This window comes from Cohnella sp. GbtcB17, from assembly GCF_019091135.1.
Taxonomy (GTDB): domain Bacteria; phylum Bacillota; class Bacilli; order Paenibacillales; family Paenibacillaceae; genus Cohnella.
This window is the reverse complement of the sequence record NZ_JAGXJW010000071.1, coordinates 17120-36353: the sequence shown is the minus strand read 5'-3', so window position 1 is coordinate 36353 and position 19234 is coordinate 17120. Positions and strand designations below refer to the sequence as shown.

General features: G+C 62.3%; 11 protein-coding genes and 1 pseudogene. 8 read left to right on the top strand and 4 right to left on the bottom strand.

The genetic code is table 11. The features are described from left to right. On the top strand, nucleotides 1-1813 hold a 1813-nt coding region (gene tkt / locus KVT38_RS29035), incomplete at its 5' end, for a transketolase (RefSeq protein ID WP_217597245.1). Nucleotides 1814-2068: 255 nt separating this feature from the next. Then, the gene (gene ppnP, locus KVT38_RS29030) at nucleotides 2069-2386 is read left to right on the top strand and encodes a pyrimidine/purine nucleoside phosphorylase (RefSeq protein ID WP_217597244.1); all 318 of its coding nucleotides are present in this window, start codon (nucleotides 2069-2071) and stop codon (nucleotides 2384-2386) included. Nucleotides 2387-2717: 331 nt separating this feature from the next. Here the strand turns inward: ppnP and KVT38_RS35045 are convergent, their stop codons facing one another. Further along, complete coding sequence (locus KVT38_RS35045; RefSeq protein ID WP_368859176.1) at nucleotides 2718-3146, bottom strand: PilZ domain-containing protein; 429 nt, start codon at nucleotides 3144-3146, stop codon at nucleotides 2718-2720. A gap of 24 nt (nucleotides 3147-3170) precedes the next feature. Beyond that, nucleotides 3171-4052, bottom strand: a pseudogene (locus KVT38_RS29025) (NAD(P)-dependent oxidoreductase); the annotation flags it as partial. A gap of 246 nt (nucleotides 4053-4298) precedes the next feature. On the opposite strand from KVT38_RS29025, the gene KVT38_RS29020 reads away from it, so the two are divergent. The 5 genes from KVT38_RS29020 (at nucleotide 4299) to KVT38_RS29000 (ending at nucleotide 10681) form a co-directional block, all read left to right on the top strand. Then, nucleotides 4299-6488, top strand: coding sequence for an alpha-galactosidase (locus KVT38_RS29020; protein ID WP_217597242.1), 2190 nt, complete (start codon nucleotides 4299-4301; stop codon nucleotides 6486-6488). Between the two features lie 154 nt (nucleotides 6489-6642). Next, on the top strand, nucleotides 6643-6891 hold the full coding sequence (locus KVT38_RS29015) for a hypothetical protein (RefSeq protein ID WP_217597241.1): 249 nt from the start codon (nucleotides 6643-6645) through the stop codon (nucleotides 6889-6891). Then, nucleotides 6888-7997, top strand: a complete 1110-nt coding sequence (locus KVT38_RS29010; protein WP_217597240.1) for a GerAB/ArcD/ProY family transporter — start codon at nucleotides 6888-6890, stop codon at nucleotides 7995-7997. Before KVT38_RS29015 ends, KVT38_RS29010 begins: the two co-directional genes overlap by 4 nt. 27 nt (nucleotides 7998-8024) lie before the next feature. Then, nucleotides 8025-9530: a spore germination protein gene (locus KVT38_RS29005; RefSeq protein WP_217597239.1), complete on the top strand. Its 1506-nt coding sequence runs from the start codon at nucleotides 8025-8027 to the stop codon at nucleotides 9528-9530. Further along, on the top strand, nucleotides 9527-10681 hold the full coding sequence (locus tag KVT38_RS29000; RefSeq protein WP_217597238.1) for a Ger(x)C family spore germination protein: 1155 nt from the start codon (nucleotides 9527-9529) through the stop codon (nucleotides 10679-10681). Before KVT38_RS29005 ends, KVT38_RS29000 begins: the two co-directional genes overlap by 4 nt. Before the next feature lie 33 nt (nucleotides 10682-10714). On the opposite strand, the gene KVT38_RS28995 is transcribed toward KVT38_RS29000, so the two are convergent. Both KVT38_RS28995 and KVT38_RS28990 read right to left on the bottom strand, forming a co-directional pair. Continuing rightward, complete coding sequence (locus KVT38_RS28995) at nucleotides 10715-12481, bottom strand: cache domain-containing sensor histidine kinase (RefSeq protein ID WP_217597237.1); 1767 nt, start codon at nucleotides 12479-12481, stop codon at nucleotides 10715-10717. A gap of 12 nt (nucleotides 12482-12493) precedes the next feature. Then, nucleotides 12494-14053: a response regulator gene (locus KVT38_RS28990; RefSeq protein ID WP_217597236.1), complete on the bottom strand. Its 1560-nt coding sequence runs from the start codon at nucleotides 14051-14053 to the stop codon at nucleotides 12494-12496. Between the two features lie 214 nt (nucleotides 14054-14267). On the opposite strand from KVT38_RS28990, the gene KVT38_RS28985 reads away from it, so the two are divergent. After that, complete coding sequence (locus KVT38_RS28985; protein WP_217597235.1) at nucleotides 14268-18965, top strand: S-layer homology domain-containing protein; 4698 nt, start codon at nucleotides 14268-14270, stop codon at nucleotides 18963-18965. Nucleotides 18966-19234: the final 269 nt, after the last annotated feature.

Below are 19234 nucleotides of genomic sequence, written 5' to 3'. Positions count from 1 at the left end.
GTCCGCGGGCCACGGCGCCGTGCTGCTGTACTCGCTGCTGCACCTCTCGGGCTACGATCTGCCGATCGAAGAGCTCAAGAACTTCCGCCAATGGGGCTCCAAGACGCCGGGGCATCCCGAATTCGGCCATACGGCCGGCGTCGATGCGACGACCGGACCGCTCGGCCAAGGGATCGCGATGGCCGTCGGCATGGCGATGGCGGAAGCGCAACTGTCCGCTACATACAATCGCGAAGGGTTTGATCTGATCAACCACTTCACGTATTCGATCTGCGGCGACGGCGACCTTTCTGAAGGCATCTCCTCTGAATCCGCTTCGCTTGCCGGCCACCTTCAGCTTGGCAAGCTGGTCGTTCTGTACGATTCGAACGATATCTCGCTGGACGGCGAGCTGTCCCTGTCCTTCTCCGAGTCGGTAGCTAAGCGCTTCGACGGCTACGGCTGGCAGGTGCTGCGCGTCGAGGACGGCAACGACCTGGCCGCGCTGGCCAATGCGATCGCCGAAGCCCATGCCGAGACGAGCAAGCCGACGCTGATCGAGGTCAAGACCGTCATCGGCTACGGCTCGCCGAACAAGGGCGGCAAGGGCGGCCACGCAGGTCCGCACGGTTCGCCGCTCGGCACGGAAGAAGCGAAGCTGACGAAGTCGTTCTACGAATGGGACCATCCCGAATTTTTCGTGCCCGACGAAGTGCGCAGCCACTTCGCTGAGGTCAAGAGCCGCGGCGAGCAAGCGTATGCCGCCTGGGAAGAGCTGTTCGGCAAGTACAAGTCCGCTCATCCGGACCTGGCTCGCCAGTTCGAGGATGCGCTCGCGCGCAAGCTGCCGCAGGGCTGGGATGCCGAGCTGCCGAAGTACACGACGGAGGACAAGCCGCTCTCGACGCGCGTCGCTTCGGGCAACGCCCTGAACGGCCTTGCGAAAAACGTGCCGAACCTCGTCGGCGGCTCCGCCGACCTTGAAAGCTCCACGATGACGCATCTGAAGGGCCTGCCGGTCTACAACGCGAAGGACTACAGCGGCCGCAACATATACTTCGGCGTTCGCGAGTTCGGCATGGCGGCCGCGATGAACGGCATCTCGCTGCACGGCGGTCTTCGCGTATACGGCGGCACGTTCTTCGTCTTCACCGACTATCTGCGCCCGGCCGTGCGACTGGCGTCGATCATGGGTCAGCCGGTCGTATACGTGCTGACGCACGACTCGATCGCCGTCGGCGAAGACGGACCGACGCACGAGCCGATCGAGCAGCTCGCTTCGATCCGCGTCATCCCGGGCCTGACCGTCCTGCGTCCGGCGGACGGCAACGAGACTTCCGCAGCTTGGGCTTACGCGCTCGAGAACACCGGCAATCCGGTGGCGCTCGTCCTGACGCGTCAGAATCTGCCGATCCTTGAAGGTACGGCCGAGCTGGCTCGCGAAGGCATCAAAAAGGGCGGCTACGTGCTGTCCGAAGCGGCGGGCGAAGCGCAAGGCATCCTGATCGCGACCGGCTCCGAGGTTCAGCTTGCCGTTGCTTCGCAAAAGGCGCTGGCCGAACAGGGCATCCACGTCCGCGTCGTCAGCCTGCCGAGCTGGGACCTGTTCGAGGCCCAGTCCGCCGAATATCGCGAAAGCGTGCTGCCGAAAGGCGTCAAGGCGCGTCTGGCGATCGAGATGGCTTCGCCGTTCGGCTGGGAGCGCTACGTCGGCGACGGCGGCGCCGTGCTCGGCATCTCCACGTTCGGCGCATCCGCGCCGGGAGACCGCGTCATCAAGGAATACGGCTTCACGGTCGAAAACGTCGTGGAGCAGTTCCGCAAGCTGATCTAATCGCAGGTTGAGGCGCAACGGGAGCGCGGACGACGATGTCCGGGCGCACCGGAGCGCGTTTCGCTGCGGAGCCGGCCCCCTTAACGGGCGGCCGGCTTTTTGCGGCGAAGGCGCATTAGCGCGTCGCATAGGCAAAGAGCGTTATCCGAGCCTCGCCGAGTTTTCGGCCGCAACACGGCGAATCGCCGGCTGCCGAATCGTTATCGTTATCGTTTTCAATCATTGTCAAACCATTATTAGGAGGCCAACATTCTCATGTCCCAATTCGATCAAGTCAGCGTCGTCAAGCAAGCCAACATTTACTTCGACGGCAAAGTAACGAGCCGTACGGTCAAGTTCGCGGACGGCACGCGCAAGACGCTGGGCACCATGCTGCCGGGCGAATACGAGTTCGGCACGGACCAGAAGGAAGTTATGGAGATTCTGGCCGGCGAACTGACCGTTCAACTGCCGGGCAGCGAAGAGTGGATCTCGATCTCGGGCACCGGCGAGTTCACCGTGCCGGCGAACGCCAAGTTCAAGCTGAAGGTCACGCAGGTCGCGGACTACGTCTGCTCCTACCTGGACGCCTAAGCTAAAGCTTTAAGCAGGAATATGGCAGAACAAAAAAGCCTTCGGCGCAGCATCGCGCCGAAGGCTTTTTTACCACTGCGAGCATCGGACTCAGCAGACGTTATTTCTCAAAAACGGGTCCCAATTGCGATCGTTTCGGACTGGAGGGACTTTATTGATCCGATTCAAGCCCAAAAAACGCAGCCAATCCCGCAATAGCGGCACCTGGGTCCGTGAACGGGCTTCATATCGCGATAGGCGAAAAATAGGCCTCTCGGTCCGTTAACTCGCGCTAATGCGCAAGGAGCGAATCGGATGCTTTATAAGCTTCGCCTATACGCAACGCGCGGCGTCAGCCGTGCGATTCGATATATTCCTTGAGCTGGAGGCGCTGGTACAGGGCCAGTCCCGACAGCAGGCAGCCGTAGTGAAACAGCCCTTCCTTGCGCTCGATGCGGATGATGCGGGCCGTCATCGGCGGGAGGCCGGTATCCTGCTGGAAGTGGATGACGACGAACATATCCTTCTCCAGCGGGATGGACGTCGCGACCTGCAAGCCGTCCTCGGACACGTCGTTCAGCACGGCGTCGACGCTCTGGCCGGCGAACGATCCGGCTTGCTCCCATTGGTAGATCGAGATCATCAGCGGAATGTTCAAAGCCACGCGCTTTTTCTTGCGGCGATCCGAATCTGAATCCAAGTTCGAATCCAAATCCGAATCCAAATCCGAATCGGGATCAGTTTCCGACTTCGCACCCGCGATCTCCGCGGCCGCGGACACTTCGTCGTCCGCGCGCTTGTCCCGCCCGATCCGGCCGCCGATCCACTGCTCGTACAGCTTGGCCAGCGCGGCAAGGTCCTCTTCGCCGTAGCCTGCCGCCGCGCCCGCCTGGAACAGGCTTTTGGACGCCTCGAGCATCGGCGTCGGCACACCGAGACCGTCGGTAAGCACGGACGACAGCTTCAGGTCCTTGAGCATCAGCGCCAGCGAGAATTGCACGCTGAAGTCGTGGTCGATGATCTTGGCGCCCTTGAGATCGGCCTGCTTGCACGCCGCGCCGCCGCCCTGCACGACCCGCAGGAAGGAGGAGGCGTCGATACCCGCCTTGGCCGCGATGGCCATCCCTTCGACGAGGCCGGCGGCGTTGATGCCGACGATCGTATTGTGGGCGAGCTTGGCCGCCGCTCCGCTGCCGCTGGGTCCCATATACAGCACCTCGCGGCCCATGGACAGCAGCAGCGGCTTCTGTTCCTCGACGACCCGCGCGTCGCCGCCGGCCATGAACAGGAGCGTGCCATCAATGGCCGCGGGCTTGCTGCCCGTCACCGGCGCGTCGAGGAAGTCGCAAAAGGCGTCCGCGGCATCTTGCGCCAGCCGCCGGGCGAGCGCAGGGGAGATCGTGCTGCTGTCGATGAACACGGTGTTCGGCTTGATGCCGGCGAACACGCCCTCGGTTCCGTAATACACTTCCTCGACGGCCGCATCGTTGCTGATCATCGTCACGACGACGTCCGCGCCGCGCGCCGCCGCCAGCGGCGTAGCGGCCTCTTCGGCGCCGAGCTCGAGCAACTCCCCGGCTTTGCCGGGCGTGCGATTGTAGACGACGACCTGATAGGACTTGCGCAGTAGGTTTGCGGCCATAGGCAGACCCATCGTGCCGAGTCCGATAAATGCGATCGTTGGCATATTGATTTCCCTCCCAGGGTTCGATCCGATTCTTTCATTATAGGAGAAGCGGATGCCCGTGAAAAGCATCGCCTGCCCGCAACTGTTTCGCCGCTGTTTCGCCGCTGTCTCGCCGCCGTATTTACAAGCATGGCCGCACTTCGCGCGCAAGACACATAAAAACATATTAAAGCGTCTTTATTCCATGTATCCGCAAATCCGATTCCGGTATGCTAGCTGGATAGACCCACATTTGAGGAGGCCGCAATGGCGATTTCATTCGACCGGGAGCGTCAGACATTTCATCTGCAGACGCCGAATACGAGCTACATCATTACAATCGTAGAGGGGTTATATCCCGCGCATGTTTATTGGGGCCCCAGGCTTCGAAATGCCTCATGGCCGGGCGGCCTGACATTGCAAGAGCGCGCGAGCTTCAGCCCAACGCCTAATCCGGACAAGCCTTCGCTGTCGCTCGACGCGCTGCTGCAGGAATATCCGGGCTACGGCTCGGGCGATTTCCGCAGCCCGGCCTATCAGTTCGCGCTGTCCGACGGCACGACGGTCGCCGAGCTTGTCTACCGCGATCACCGCATTTTCGCCGGCAAGCCGAAGCTCGAAGGTCTTCCCGCGACGTATGCGGAGTCCGACGACGAAGCCGACACGCTGGAGCTCACGCTGCACGACTTGCACTCCGGCATGGTCGCCGTTCTGAGCTACACGACGTTCCGCGATTCGGACGCGATCGCCCGCTCGGTCCGCTACGTCAACGAGAGCGCGGACGCCGTCCGCATTCGCCGCGCGCTGAGCGTCAGCGTCGACTTTAACAGCGACGCCTACGAGCTGGTGCACCTGAACGGCGCTTGGGCGAACGAGCGGAACCTGTCGCGCCGAGCGCTCGTCCAAGGGCAGCAGGGCATCGAGAGCCGCCGCGGCTCCAGCTCCCACCAGCACAATCCGTTCGTCGCGCTGGTGTCGCCGAATGCGGACGAAGAGCAGGGCGACGCCTATGGCTTCAGCCTCGTCTATAGCGGCAGCTTCGCCGCCTCCGCCGAGGTGGACCAGTTCCGTACGACGCGCGTATCGATCGGCATCAATCCGTTCGACTTCGAATGGCTGCTCGAGCCGGGCCAATCGTTCCAGGCGCCCGAAGCCGTGCTCGTCTACTCGAACGAAGGGCTCGGCGGCATGAGCCGCACGTATCACAGGCTGTACCGCAGCCGCCTCTCCCGCGGCGAATTCCGCGACCGTACGCGTCCCGTGCTCGTCAACAACTGGGAAGCGACCTACTTCGATTTCGACGCGGACAAGATCGCCGCGATCGCGGAGGAAGGAAGTCGGCTCGGCATCGAGCTGTTCGTGCTTGACGACGGCTGGTTCGGCTGCCGCAACGACGATACGACGTCGCTGGGCGACTGGAAGGTCGATCTCAAGAAGCTTCCGCAAGGGCTGGACGATCTGGCGAAAAGGGTAAACGCGCACGGCCTTCAGTTCGGCCTCTGGTTCGAGCCGGAGATGATCTCGCCGGACAGCGACCTGTACCGCGCGCATCCGGACTGGTGCCTGCACGTCGAGGGGCGCAGACGGACGCAGGGCCGCCGCCAGCTCATCCTCGATCTGTCGCGCGAAGACGTATGCGACTACATCATCGAAACGGTGGGCGGCGTGCTGGCGTCCGCGCCGATCGCTTACGTCAAATGGGACATGAACCGCAACATGACGGAGATCGGCTCCGCGCTGCTGCCGCCCGAGCGCCAGCGGGAGACGGCGCACCGTTACATGCTCGGCCTGTACCGCGTGCTCGAGACGATCACGTCGAGATTCCCGCACATCCTGTTCGAGAGCTGCTCCGGCGGCGGCGGCCGGTTCGATCCCGGTATGCTGCATTACATGCCGCAGACGTGGACGAGCGATAATTCGGACGCCGTGTGCCGGCTCAAGATCCAGTACGGGACGAGCCTGGTGTATCCGATCAGCTCGATGGGCGCCCACGTATCGGCCGTCCCGAACCATCAGGTGCAACGCGTGACATCGCTCAAGATGCGCGGCGACGTGGCGATGTCCGGCAACTTCGGCTACGAGCTGGACCTGACCCAGTTCACGCCGGAGGAAAAGGAGGAAGTGAAGGCGCAGGTCGCCGCCTACAAGGAGCTGCGCGAACTTGTGCAGTTCGGCGACCTGTATCGCCTGAAAAGCCCGTTCGAGGGCAACGATACGGCGTGGACGGTCGTCGCGGCCGACAAGTCCGAGGCGTTCGTCGCATTTTTCCGCGTGCTCGCCCAGCCGAACGAACCGATCGACTGGCTGCGCCTCGCGGGCCTCGACCCGAACGCGGACTATGAGGTGGTCGGTACCGGCGAGCGGTTCGGCGGCGATCAGCTGATGTATGCCGGACTTCCGGTGCCTCGGCTCCATGGCGACTTCCAAAGCGCCACCTGGCGAATCAAACGCGTTTAATATGATTCTTCACCCAACGAGCCTTCAAGCGAGCGCCCTTTAGCCGGCGCTCGTTTGAAGGCTTTTTTTGCCGGCTTGCACGAATAAAATGAACCTGTCGTTCAAACATTAGGTAGGTGAACCAGCAAACGGAAACCGGGGAGGCAAGCGTCGGATGATAACACGGCTCGGATTTAGCGTGGTGCTGTTCGCGGCGCTCGCCGTTGCGCAGGGCGCCGCGATCAGAAAAATGCGGGGCAAGGAACTGGCTGCCTTTGCGCTGCTCCTGCTGCCCGTCTTGTATCAGGACGCGATCTATGTGAGCCAAGCCCATTGGCCGAGCCTTCCGGAGCTGATGGGCGTCCTGCTGAAGACGCCGGCGACGGCGCTCGACCGGTACCTGTCGGGCGGCGGAAATGGATGAACAAGCAAAAGGAACAAATAACCGCCGGCCAAATGTCCGTTCTGATTATCGCCACGACGCTGGGCTCCTCGATCGTCTTCATCCCGCATCCATTGGCCCACTACGCCGGACAGTACGCCTGGATCTCGGCCCTGCTCGCAGCCTTCTTCGGGGCGCTGCTGCTTGCTGCCGTGCTGTACCTGAATCGCGTCCACCGGGGGCGCAGCATGCTGGAATACAGCATCGCGCTGTTCGGCAGGCCGATATCCGGATTGATGTTCTTCATCGTGCTGCTGATGCTGCTATTCGCCGTATCGGCGATCGTCGCGGGCATCGGCGATTTTTTCAGCGGCGTGATGATGAAGGAGACGCCGGCCTATATTTTTAACGCCACGAGCCTGTTCGCCGCCGCGGTGACGGTGCGGGCCGGCATCAAAGTAACCGCGCGCATGTTCGTGCTGCTGCTGACGGTGATGGTCGCCTTCGTCTCTGCCGTTCTCATCCTGGCGATTCCGCTCTACCATTCGGGCATGCTGCTGCCGATTTGGCCGCACGAGATGGCCAGGCCGGTATTTCACGGCTTTTTGCTGACGGCGGGCTTCCCGTTCGGGGAGATTTTCCTCTACGCCCTGCTCATCCATCTCGTGCCCTCGAGGCCTGGTGCCGAGCCGAAGAGCGGCAAGCTGTACAAGGCGTACGCGCTTGCCGCGGCACTGTTGACGCTGGCGGTCCTGTGCTCGAGCATGGCATTCGGTCCGGCGTCGGACGTGTTTATTTATTCGCTGTTCAAGCTGGCCAGCGAGATCCATATCGGCGATATGATGGAGCGTACCGAATCGATCGTCGGCATCGCCCTCATTCTCGGCTCCTACATGAAGGCGACGGTTTACCTTTACATGCTGAATCTGATCGTCAAAGGCTGGCTGCCGTTCAAGGACGAACGGGCTGCCGTTTACCCGTTGGCGCTGATGTGCCTGTTTTTGTCCCTTACGCTTTTTGACAGTCCTGCGGACTTTTTCGCGCAGGTTTACGTCATTTGGCCGTTTGCGGTGCTCCTGGTAGGCGGGACGTTTCTGGCGCTTCATGCGGGAATGACCGCGATATGGGGAAAGGGGAAAGGGGCATAGCCGAAAACGGAAAGGAGGCGCGGCAAGGTGGCGAAGAAGTCATCCGGCACGGCGCTCGTCAGGGAGCTTCGCGCGAATCGGGAGAAGGCCTGCGCCTTGTTCGACCGCTGCCAGGACGTGTCCGTCATCCCGCTTGGAGAAGGGCCGGAGGAAGAGGCGGTCGCGCTCATCGTCTATTGCTCGTCGCTCATGGACGAGCAGGAGAGCCGGCGGATTCGGACACTGCTGGCCGAACCGCTGCTGAGGGAGCTTGCCGGCGGTCCGCCGGCGGCGCCGGATCGCGAATCCCGCTTGCGCGAAGCGGGTGCGCGCCATCAGGCCGAGCTGTTCGATGAATGGAAAGCGATCGAAGAAAAAATTTGGCAGGGATATTTGTTCCTGTTCGTCGAAGGCTGGACGCAAGCGGCCGGCTTTAAGAGCGCCGGATTGACGAAGCGGCAGGTGACGGAGCCGGTAAGCGAGCCTTCGGTCCAGGGGCCGCGAGAAGGCACGGTGGAGACGCTGCCCGTCAACCTGGGCATGCTGCGCCAGCGGATCGGCACGTCCAGGCTGAAAATCGAGTATGTCACGGCGGGCACCGTTCTTCGCACAGACATCGCGTTCGCCTATTTGGACGGTACGGTCGATGAAGCAATGCTCGCCGAATTCAGAGAGCGGATCGCCCGGGTCGCGCCCTACGAGGTGCTGGACACGTCGTTCGTTGAGGATGTAATTCAGGACTCCGCCTGGTCGCCTTTTCCCCAGCATCGCTATACGGAGCGCACCGACACGGCGGCCGCCTCGCTTCTGGACGGGAAAATTCTCGTGCTGACCGACAATTCGCCGATGATTCTCATCTGCCCGGCGCTGTTCGTCGATTTCTTCACCACGAGCGAGGATTATTACGTCCGCACGGTGTACGCGACAATGGTGCGCCAGCTCCGCCTGCTTGCCTTCGCGATCGCGCTTACGCTGCCGAGCGTTTATGTCGCCATGTCCACCTTTCACCCGGAGCTGATCCCCAACATTCTGCTGCTCGCCATTCTGGATGCGCGCGAGGGGATCCCGTTCCCCGCGATCGTCGAGGCGCTCATTATGGAGACGTCCTTCGAGCTGCTCCGCGAAGCCGGGATCCGGCTGCCGAGACCCGTCGGCTCCGCCGTCAGCATCGTCGGGGCGCTCGTCATCGGCCAGGCGGCGATCATGGCGAAGATCGCTTCGCCGATCATGGTCATCGTCGTCGCGTTGACGGGCATCGCGTCGTTCGCCATTCCGCATTACGAGATGGCGATCGCGATCCGGCTGCTGCGTTTCCCGCTTATTCTCGCCGCGAGCTTCATGGGCGGATACGGGCTGATGCTCGGCTTTATTTTTATCCTGCTGCATCTCTGCTGCCTGCAAACGTTGGGCCAGCCTTATTTGTCCTCTCTGGCGCCGCTCAAGCTCAGGGACCTTCGGGACGTGTTCGTCCGCGCGCCGCTCAAGACGCTGATGCGTTCGCCACGCAACCGAAGGCTGCATGCCGGCGCCCCGGGCAGAAGGGAACAACGATGATGAAGCGGCTGCTGCGTTGGATGACGGCGCTCAGCTTGCCGCTATGGACGGGCGGCTGCTGGAGCGGTCACGAGCTGACCGATTGGGGCTTCGTGCAGGCGGCGGCGATCGATTTGACGGCAGACGGCGACATTCGGATGACGACTCAAATCTACAAGCCGACCGGCGGCGCCGAGCTCATGCCGTCCAAGGGCGGCGAAACTTACGTGAACACGGAAACGACCTCAAGCTCGCTGTTCGGCGCCTCCGAGGACATCGCGATCGAGCTGGGGCGCCGTCCGCAGTGGAGCCATATGCAGGTGCTCCTGATCGGGGAAAAGGCTGCCCGCGCCATGAGCATCAGGCGTTTCACCGACTTTTTTTCGCGGGGCGAGGGGCCGCGCGGCTCGGTATCAATGCTCATTACGAAAGGCGAGGCAGGCGCGTTTCTCGCGCAGCCGCCGCTGATCGAGCGGACGATCGCGCAGCAGCTCAGAAGCACCGAAGCGAACGCGTCAAAGTACACGGCCAAGACGAGGGACTTTACGTTATTGGAGCTGACGATCCGATCGATGATGCAGTCGAAGGCCGTTGCCCTGCCCTATGCCAAGCTGCAGGAGAGCGATCCGCCTGTCGCAGGCATCGCCGGGCTGGCCATCATCCGTTTTCCGGAGGGCAAGCTGATCGGCACGCTGCCGTCGTCGGATTCGATCTATTTATCCATGCTGAACAACCGGTTCGCCAGAGGCGTGCTCGAGCTGCCCTGCCCGGACGGTGGCTCCGGCATCGACGCCTACCACGTGACCGCGTCCGAGACGCGCATTCGCCCCGTCATTCTCGGCGATGTCGTCAGACTGGAGATCCGCACCTCGCTGAACGGCGCAATCGGGGAACTGACCTGCACCAAAGCGGAAACCGAGCGGGAGATCGAGCGGTTTAACGCAAGGCTTGCCGCGTACGTCGAGGAGCGGATGGCGGAAACGATCGAGCATCTGAAGGATAAGCAGGCGGACCTGCTGGGGACGGGGGACTGGCTTCGCCGTCATAAGCCCGCAAGATGGGCCGCCTGGTCCGACGATTGGCCGCAGCGCTTTTCCCGAATCGACTATCGCATCCAGGTGCGGGTCGGACTCCAGAGCACGGGGATGGAGATCGGCAAGCCGGTCAATTGATCCGAAATAAAGCCCTTGTGCCCGAGCCGTCCGTCAAGAAACGCCGCCGGACGGCAGCCGTACGACGACCTGGGTGCCGATGCCGAGGCGGCTGTAGATGGTGACGCCGTATTCCGCGCCGAACGCGAGCTTGATCCGCTGGTCGACGTTGGAGATGCCGTAGCCGAGCTCCTGAAGCGAGCTACAGGCGAGCTTTTCCGGCGGGATGCCCATGCCGTCGTCGATGACCTCGAGATAAATATCGCCGTCTCTGCGGTACGCCTTGATGACGATGCCGATGCCGTAGTCGTCGTCCCACAGGCCGTGGCGGATGCTGTTCTCGATGAACGGCTGCAGCGTCAGCTTCACGGTCGGATAGCTGCGGACGTCGTCCTCGATCCGGTAATGAATGTGAATCAGATTCTCATAGCGGATTTGCTGAATGGCGATATAGTTGTGCGTCAGCTTGAGCTCCTCGTTCAGCGAGACGATGCTCTTCCCTTTGTTCAGGGAAATGCGGTAGAACTTGGCCAGATGGGAGACCATGTCCTGCGTGCGGCGATCGTCGTTTTTCATGGCGAGCGCCGAGATCGAAGCCAGCGTGTTGTACAGGAAATGCGGATTGATCAGCGCCTGCAGCATGCCGAGCTCCGCCTCTTGCCTGGAAATTTCCTTTTTGTACACCTCGTTGATCAGGTTTTTGAAGCGGGCGGCCATCTTGTTGAGCGCAAACGACATCTGCCCGATTTCGTCGTGGCCCATTTTCATGGAGACGAGCTCGAAGTCCTCCCGTTCCAGGCGCCTGATATTTTTAAGCAGCGTCTCGATGCGTTTGGTCGATAGCCGGGCGACCGCGTAGATCAGCACCATGCAGAGCAGCAGGCAGACGGAGGCGATGGCGAGCAGGCGATGCGTCGAGCGGTTCGCAGCTTCCATGAACCCGCTGTAGGGAATGATGGAGATCGTTTTCCAGCCGTTTCGGATGGCATTGTAGACGACCAGCACCTTTTCTCCCTCGTACTCGGCCTCGAACCGGCCGGAGCCTTGCGCATCCTGCGGCAGGTCGAGCCATTGCCCGATGTTCGCGTTCAGGCGAGCTTTGTCCTTGCCCGACACGATCGTTCCCTGCTCGTCGACGATATAAATGTCCTTGTCCTTGTCCTCCTTGTCGATCAGCGCGTACAGCTCGGACTCCTGAATGTCGATCGCCAGGATGCCGTACGGAAAGTTCAGGCTGTTGTAGTTCAGATAGCGGACGAGCGTGAACATCGGCGGCGTCGCCTTGCGCGGCAGATCGGCCGGCTGGGCGGGCGTGATGGTAAAAATGACGTTGCCGTACGTGTTCTGCACCTTGTGGAACCACGGCTTTTGCTCGATGACGTCGGTCAGCGGCTTGATGAACGTATCGTCGAGGTGCATGGAGGCGTTGGTCGTATAGATCGCGATGCCGAACACCTCGGGATTTGTCGTTAGCACATTGTTCATGACGTTGTCGATATAGCGGTAGGCGTCGAGAAATTCGGCGTCCTCCCGATACGATTTGACCAGATAATCCTGCAGCGTCTCGTCGAGATAGAGAGAGGCGGATATTTTGTTGTAGTTGTCGAGCTTGTTCTCCAGATTGCTGTTGATCTGGGACGTCATGAGGGCGGCGCTCGCGAACGTCTGCTGGATAAGCTGACTCTTCACCGTATGGTAGGAGTAATAGACGAACGACAGCAGCGGGATGAACGCGACGAGCAGAAACAGCGAGAACAGCTTGCCCCGCATGCTCAGATTCAGAAATGGCGACGTCAGGTTGCGGCTCAGGAATCTGCGCATGGCGGTCCTTTCCTATAACAGTTTTTTACGATAATCGTTGGGCGTGACGCCTCTGTGCCTCTGAAACAGCGCGCAAAAATACGATACGTTTTCGTAGCCGACCGCTTTGGATATCTCGTGCACGCGGAGCGATCGGTCCTTCAGCAGCTCGGCCGCACGCCTGATTCGCACCCGGGTCAGGTACTCCAGAATCGTCTCCCCGGACTTTTCCTTGAACAGCGTGCGGATATAGTTGGGGGAAAGATAAACCTCGGCCGCCAGCTGCTCTACCGTAAGCGGCTGACTGTAGCGGACGTCGATCGCCTCCATGACGCGCTGTACGACAGGCATGTGCTTGTCTTTGTCGCGCGCCTCGATCAGGCCGGCGAGCGTCCGGCACCACGCGACGAGGCTCTCCCGCAGCTCCTCCAGCGAATCGGGCTCCAGCATCCGCTTCCAGTTCGCGTCCTGACGCTCGCGGGCGCCTTCGTTCGTTTCGAGCAGCGGCGCATACTGCCGTTCGAGCTCGGACAGCAGATGCGCGGTATCGGAGACGATGCTCTCGCGCGGCGTGCGGTTCGCCGCGTAAGGCGCCAGAAAGCGGGCGATCTGCCGATCGATGTCGTCCAGCCTCGCATGGGAGATCGCCGCTCCAAGCTCGGCCGCGGCGACGGCCGGTTCAAGCGTCGGCATCCGGGGCGATTCGAACGGCGCATAAGCGTGAACCGCGGCTCGTCCGCCGTCGTAGAATCGGGAAGCATGAGCGAGCTTGGCTTCCTCGAAGCGGTCGTGCAGGTCGATCAGATGGCGGCCCTCGCCGGACAGACCGACGGTCAGAACGGCGCCGCGGGAATCGAGCTCGGCGCTTAGCGCCTGCCAGAACGCCGCCGCCTCGCCGGGCGCTTCCGACTCCGCAGCCTGCCGCTCGTAATAGATCGCGCAAAATCGCTCCTCGTCCACATACCAGGCGTAGTGATGCTCTCCCTGCCGCTCGAGCGCGAGCTGAACGTCGGCGAACCAATCGGCCGGCCGTGCGCCGGACGAACGGCTCCGGATGCCGGCGTAAGCGAGTTTGTAACGTCCCGTCTGCGGGAGCGGGCGGGGCAGTCTTTCGATTTTTTGAATCCACGCTTTGCGAAGCTCGGTATCCGTTTCGAAAGCCAGCGATCGGACGAGCCGCTCCTTCAGTCCTTCGGCGGAGCCGAGCAGCTGCCTGTCCTCCTCGCATTTGCGGATTACCCGCTGCATGACCGTCGCCAATTCCTCGTGATCGATCGGCTTCAGCAGGTAACCGACCGCCTCGACGGCGAGCGCGGCTTTAATATATTGGAATTCGTCGTGTCCGCTCAGGAACACGATCTTGACGTGCTTGTCGAGCTGCTTGGCCTTGCGCGCGAACTCGAGTCCGTCCATGACGGGCATGCGTACGTCCGTCAGGATGATGTCCGGCTTGCACAGGCTCATTTTCTGAAGCGCCTCCCGGCCGTTTTTCGCCGTATCCGCCACTGCGATGCCCATGTCCGCCCAGCGAACATAATTTGCAACCGCTTCCAGTTCCAGCTTCTCGTCGTCCACCAGCAAGATTCGATACATGTCCGGCGCCTCCGCAATTCAGACTCCCGTTGCAGGTTTTATTGTAAAAGGAATGCCGCGATTCAACAATGCCCACAGGCGCAAATGCGTTAAATAGCGTTGCGTTTCCGTAAATCGGGTTATGGAACCGGGCGCTCCGGCGTTCCTATAATGAGTGAAGCGCGAAAGCGTTTACGCTTGTTCAGACGAACGAAACCGGAGGAGGAAGATGGTGTTGAAACGCTTGTGGAGGAAAAGCCTGCTGCTGCTCATGCTGGTCTGCTTGGCGGCGGGCGGAGGCGAAAGCCTCGCGTCTCGCGCATTCGCGGCTATCGCGGATACGGGTCAAGGCTACGAGGCCGAGTCGCCGGCGAACGCGCTGACGGGCAACGCGGCGGTGGCCGACAGCGAAGCGGCGTCCGGCGGCAAGAAGGTCGGCGGCCTGTACCAAGGCAGCTCCATTCGATTCAACGGCGTCGCGGTCGATGCCGACGGCGCTTACAGGATTACCGTGTATTACATTTCCGGCGATCAGCGTTCCTTTAACATCAGCGCGAACGGCGGCGAAAAGCAGTACGAGGACCCGCCCAAAACGGCGGATTGGGACACGGTCGGCAGCTATGAGCTGACGCTTCCGCTGACGGCGGGCGCCAATACGATTACGATCGACGATAACAACTGGTACGCGCCGGATATCGACCGGATCGTCGTCGGCGAGCGGGTGGAGGAGCAAGATCCGGGCGAAGCGGAGCCAAGCGACGACTGGCAGAAAGAGCTGACCGGCGCGAGCTTCGAAGCGGAGGCGCCGGGCAATACGCTGACGGGGCACGCTTCCGTCTCGGACAGTCCGGTCAGTTCGGGCGGCAAAAAGGTCGGCGACCTGTATCAGGGAAGCTCGCTGACCTTTCACAACGTGGAAGCGCCGGGAGGCGGCGTCTATCTCGTCCGGATCTATTATATTTCCGGCGATCAGCGGCCGGTGTACCTGAAGGTCAACGACGGCGCGGACAACATGCTGGATCTGCCGAAGACGGCCGACTGGAACACGGTCGGGACGTACGACGCGAAGGTGACGCTGCGCAAGGGCGCCAACGAGCTCGTATTTTCCGATCACGACTGGTATTCGCCCGACATCGACCGGATTGAGGTCATTCCGTTTACGGTCGGCTACGAAGCGGAGGATGAGCGGAATGTGCTCAGCGGCAACGCGAGCGTATCGGACGCAGCGACCGCCTCCGGCGGCAAAAAGGTAGGCGGTCTTTATCAAGGCAGCGCGATCGTCTTCTCGGGGATCGAGGCGCCGATGACCGGTGATTACAAGGTGAGCGTCTCTTATATCTCGGGCGATCTGCGCGGCTTCCACATTCGCGCGAACGACGGCGCCGACCAGTATGTCGAGCCGCCCAAGACGCCCGACTGGGACACGGTCGGCACCGTCGACTTGACGATGCCGCTTCAGGCCGGCGGCAATACGATCGCGATCTCGGACGGCGACTGGTACGCGCCGGACATCGACCGGATCGTCGTCGAGCCCGCCAAGGCGTCAGAGCCGGACACGCCGGACGAGGATCTGGGCACGCTCGGCGATCCGGGGCCGACGACCGACTACGGCGCCGTCTCCGTCACGCAGTATACGTACGGGCTGATGGTGTCGAACGGCGACTACGACGTCAGCCTCAATGTCAAGACCGGCTACGCGGGCTACGATTGGAAGCTCGGACAGCGGCTGTCGGGCGTATACGGCGCTTTAAAGCTGGACGGTGAGCTGCTGGAGACGAAAGCGTACGCGCATCACGAGCTTGCGGGCGCGCCGACGCCGATCGAAGACGGGTTCGGCAAGGGCGTCGAGCTCTCCTTCGTCCATACGTCTCCGGGCAAGCCAGCGCTTACGCAATTTTACAAGGTCTATGAAAATAAAGCCTTCTTCCTCGTCCGGCTGGACGCGGCGGGCGACGCGGCGTTGACATCGAATTACATGGCGCCGATCGCTCTGAAGCGCAAGAGCGGCGTCGACATCGGGACCAGCGCCGACAATCGCGTGCTGACCGTTCCGTTCGACAACGACGCCTGGGTCCGCTACAAGTCGCAGCCGATGAACCGGTCCGACACGAGCTACGAGGCGACGGCGATCTATAACGCCTCGACGCGGGCGGGCGTCGTACTCGGCTCGGTGACGCACGACGTTTGGAAGACGGGCATCGACTGGACGGGCGCGTCCGATCGGCTCAATGCGCTGACCGTGTACGGCGGGGCGGCCACGTCGGCGACCCGCGACTCGCAGCCGCACGGCAGCGTCTCGGGGAACGAGCTCTCGTCGCCGACCATATTGGTCGGCGCGTACGCGGACTACCGCGACGGGCTGACCGACTACGGCGAGGCGAACGCGGTCGTCGCGCCGAAGCTTGCGCTCGGTCCGGGCTTGCCGGAGGGCGTGCCCGTCGGCTGGAACAGCTGGGGCGCCTACGGCAGCTCGCTGTCCCTGCAGAACGTGCTCGACGTCTCGGATTATTTTAAAAACACGCTGACCGAATTCAACAACGACGGCAACGTCTATATCAACATGGACTCGTATTGGGACAATCTGAACGACGAGCAGCTCGCCCAAGCGGTGGCGAAGATCAAATTCAACGGCCAGCATGCGGGCATCTACTGGGGGCCATTCGTCTACTGGGGCAGCAATATGAGCCAGCCGGTAGAGGGGACGGACGGGCAGTACACGTACGGCGACATCGTGCTGAAGGGCGCGGACGGGCAGCCGCTGCCGACGCTCGACGGCGCGTATCCGATCGACGTGACGCATCCGGGCGCGAAGCTGCGCATGGATTATTACCTGAACAGGTTCAAGTCGCTTGGCTTTACGTACATCAAGCTCGATTTTCTCACGCACGGCTCGTTGGAAGGGAGGCATTACGATCCCGCCGTCACGACCGGCATCCAAGCCTATAATCAGGGCATGGCCTACGTAAACGAGGTGCTCGACGGCAAAATGTTCATCAGCGAATCGATCGCGCCGATCTTCCCGAGCCAGTACGCACACGCCAGGCGAATCTCCTGCGACACGTACGGGAAAATCAATGAAACCGAATACGAGCTGAACTCGCTCACGTACGGCTTCTGGCAAAACGGCACGATCTACGGGTACACGGACCCCGACCATCTGGCGCTGTCGCGCGCGGAAAGTCTGGAGGAAGCCCGGAGCCGCGTCAATTCGGGCGTCATCTCGGGCACCGTGCTGCTGGACTCGGACGATGTGAACGATCCGAAGGCCAGGAGCTACATGGAGTCGCTGTACGGCAACCGCGAGGTCATCGATCTGGCGCTGAAAGGAAAGGCGTTCCGGCCGCTTGAGGGCAACACGGGCGCGAATGCGGCCGATGCCTTCGTGCTGAAGGACGGGGACGATTATTATCTGGCCGTGTTCAACTACAGCGCGAGCGCGACGGCGGACAAGACGATCGATCTCGGTCGCGCCGGGCTTGAAGCATCGCTGGCGTACGCAGCTAAGGATCTGTGGACGGGCGAGACGTCGGAGGCGACCGGCTCGCTGAAGTTGACGCTGGCCCCGGCCGCGTCCAAGCTGCTGCGGTTGACGGCGCAGGCGGGGCCGGGCGAACAGCCGGGGGAGCAACCTGGAGAGCAACCAGGGGAGCAGCCGGGAGAGCAACCGGGCAACCAGCCGAGCGAGCAGCCAGGCGAACAGCCGGGACAGCAACCGGGAGAGCAGCCCGGCAACCAGCCCGGCAATGGGGCTGCCAATTCCGGCGCATCCGGGACGCCGGCAGAAGGGAAGGTCGTGCTGACCGAAGCGATGCTGGATCAGCGCGGGACGCAAGATGCCCCGTCCGTCGAGCTGAAGGACGAAACGCGCGAGCTTGTGCTGCCGGGCAAGCTCGCCGGCACGCTCGCCGAGAAGGGGCTTGCCGTTCGAGCGGGTTCGCTCACGCTGGAGCTGCCGGCCGCTGCCTTGAAGGCGCTGCTCGAGCGCATGCCTGCCGCACAACGCGAGGGCGGCGAGATCATCGTCGGTCTGGCGCCGGTCGAGAGTGCGCAGTCTGCCGGTCTGGTCGGGCAGGCCGGCGCATCGGCGAATGCGCAAGCCGACTTGAAAGGCGCGATCTACGCGCTGAAGCTTTCCGTTAAGCCGGCGAGCGGCGCGGCCGAGACGGTGGGCGACTTCGGCTCGCCGCTTGTATTGACGCTGCGGACGGCAGCGGATTTCGATGCCAAGCGTGGCGGCATTTATCGCCTGAACGAGACGGGCAAGCCGGCTTATGTGCCCGGCAAGCCCGCAAACGGCCGCGGCTTGACGGCCGCGATCTCCGCTTCGGGCGTCTATGCCGTGCTGGAGCTGGACCGCACATTCCAAGACGTGCCCGCCGGGCATTGGGCGGCTAGCGTCATCGGGGAGATGGCGGCGAAGCTGTATGTTGAAGGCACGGGGAACGGGGCCTTCCGCCCAAGTGCGCCGGTCACGCGCGCCGAATTCGCCGCGCTGCTGGCGCGCGGGCTGGGCATCGCGCCGCAGCAGGCGACCGGTGTTTTCGCGGACGTGGATTCGGAGTCCTGGTATGCGGGCTTCGTGGCCGCGGCGGTGGACCAGGGGCTCGCCACGGGCAGGGACGCCGACGCGTTCGCCCCGAACGCGCCGATCTCGCGGGAAGAGCTCGCCGTCATGCTGATGCGCGCCCATGCCTGGAAGGCGGCGCGGCAGTCGCCGGGCAGCGGCGCCTTGGGTGCAGGCGTTGAAGCGCCCGCTTCCTTGACCGGTACGTTCGCCGATGCCGGCAACATCTCGCCTTGGGCGGCGGATGCCGTGAACGAGGCAGCGAGACTTGGCTTCGTTCAGGGCAGAGGAGACGGCCGCTTTGCGCCGCAGGAGACCGCCACGCGCGCGGAGGCGACGCAGCTGCTGCATGCTTTGATTCGTCCATAGACGCACGATCCGCCACGGCGGCGTGCGCGCCAGCGAAGAGGCTCTGAAGAGAGCCTCTTCGCTGCGTTGTCGGGATCGCCGAGCGACGAGCGAAGTCTTGGGGAAGCAATCGGACCCGGAAGCCGCTAATTTCGAAAATGGTGCGCTTCAGGAGGGGATCGCGGACCGTGGAGCCGTTAAGTGTGTTAAAAAGCGGCGTTGGCGTAACAGAATCGGTTAATAGCGGCATCTGGGTTCACGAAGGCTGGAAAATGTGCGAATTTAGAGAA

Coding starts and splice junctions, on each gene's coding strand:
- ppnP (WP_217597244.1), top strand. CDS start 2,069: ATGTCCCAATTCGATCAAGTCAGCGTCGTCAAGCAAGCCAACATTTAC.
- KVT38_RS29020 (WP_217597242.1), top strand. CDS start 4,299: ATGGCGATTTCATTCGACCGGGAGCGTCAGACATTTCATCTGCAGACG.
- KVT38_RS29015 (WP_217597241.1), top strand. CDS start 6,643: ATGATAACACGGCTCGGATTTAGCGTGGTGCTGTTCGCGGCGCTCGCC.
- KVT38_RS29010 (WP_217597240.1), top strand. CDS start 6,888: ATGAACAAGCAAAAGGAACAAATAACCGCCGGCCAAATGTCCGTTCTG.
- KVT38_RS29000 (WP_217597238.1), top strand. CDS start 9,527: ATGATGAAGCGGCTGCTGCGTTGGATGACGGCGCTCAGCTTGCCGCTA.
- KVT38_RS28995 (WP_217597237.1), bottom strand. CDS start 12,481: ATGCGCAGATTCCTGAGCCGCAACCTGACGTCGCCATTTCTGAATCTG.
- KVT38_RS28990 (WP_217597236.1), bottom strand. CDS start 14,053: ATGTATCGAATCTTGCTGGTGGACGACGAGAAGCTGGAACTGGAAGCG.